The following is a 1,259-nucleotide window of genomic DNA, read 5'->3' as shown; positions in this document are numbered from 1 at the left end:
CCGGGCGCTTGCTGTGCGGCTGCTTGATGTGGCCGGCGTCCGGGCGGGGGTCCCGGTCGGGCGGGACGTCGCGGACAAGCCCTAGGCTGGGCGCATGCTGAGGCTGGGACTGACGGGTGGGATCGGTGCGGGCAAGAGTGAAGTCTCACGCCTGCTGACCGGTTACGGTGCGGTGCTGATCGATTCCGACCGAATCGCGCGTGAAGTGGTGGAGCCGGGGACACCCGGACTGGCGGCGGTGGTCGCCGAGTTCGGACCGGAGGTGCTCACCGGGGACGGGCGCCTGGACCGGCCGAAGCTCGGCGGGATCGTCTTCGCCGACCGGAACCGGCTGCGGGCGCTGAACGCGATCGTGCATCCGCTGGTCCGCGCACGCTCGGCGGAGCTGGAGGCGGCGGCCGGGCCCGACGCCATCGTGGTGCACGATGTGCCGCTGCTCGTCGAGAACGGTCTGCAGGGGCTGTACGACCTGGTGGTGGTCGTGGACGCCTCGCCCGAGACCCAGCTCGACCGGCTGGTACGGCAGCGGGGGATGGCGGAGTCGGAGGCGCGCGACCGGATGGCCGCGCAGGCGACCCGCGAGGAGCGGCGAGCGGTCGCGGATGTCGTCATCGACAACGACGGCCCGCTGGAACGGCTGGAACCGCAGGTGCGCGAGGTCTGGGAGAAACTGGCCGAACGCGCGGCGGCCGGCCGCTGATCAAGGGCGCGTGGCGTGCGGCGGGCGTGCCCGGGTCCTGTCTGGCGAAGATCCGCCGGACAGGGCCTGGAAGGCGGCGCGGAACGCCGGACTTGGACCGGAGTTTGAAAGCGCCCGGAGTTGAAAGCGCACAGCCAGGGAAGGATGCGACCGTGCCCGAGAGCCCGGAGACCCACATCATCGACTATCGCGCGGCGGAGCATCTGCTGGCGGCGCGCGATCCGCGCGGGGCCGTGAAGCTGCTCGACTCGGTCATCGCCGCCCATCCGGAGAACACCGCGGCGCGGCTGCTGCGCGCCCGGGCGTTCTTCGCGGCGGCGCAGTTGCGTCCCGCCGAGCTGGAATTCGAACTGGTCCTGGAGCGCGAGCCGGACAACGCGTTCGCGCACTTCGCCCTGGCCCGGACGTTCCAGCGCTCGGGCCGGCCCGAGCTGGCGAAACGACACTTCCGGCTGGCGGCGGCGCTGGACCCGAAGCCGGAGTATGTGAAGGCCGCGCAGTTCGAATCCGGCGGGCAGGGCGGCGACGGCGACGCGTAGGGCCGGGCACGTAGCAGGGC

General features: G+C 72.4%; 2 protein-coding genes. Both read left to right on the top strand.

What is annotated here, in order from left to right:
* Positions 1 to 94: 94 nt before the first annotated feature.
* Positions 95 to 700, top strand: coding sequence for a dephospho-CoA kinase (gene coaE / locus WH07_RS34525; RefSeq protein WP_046508927.1), 606 nt, complete (start codon positions 95 to 97; stop codon positions 698 to 700).
* Between the two features lie 152 nt (positions 701 to 852).
* A complete protein-coding gene (locus WH07_RS34520; protein WP_046508925.1) occupies positions 853 to 1,239 on the top strand; it encodes a tetratricopeptide repeat protein in 387 nt (128 codons plus the stop codon).
* The last annotated feature ends 20 nt before the right edge of the window (positions 1,240 to 1,259 follow it).

Origin of the sequence: Streptomyces odonnellii, assembly GCF_000981895.1 — a bacterium.
Classification (GTDB): Bacteria; Actinomycetota; Actinomycetes; order Streptomycetales; family Streptomycetaceae; genus Streptomyces; species Streptomyces odonnellii.
The sequence above is the reverse complement of the archived record's forward strand: the minus strand, read 5'-3'. Positions and strand labels throughout refer to the sequence as shown.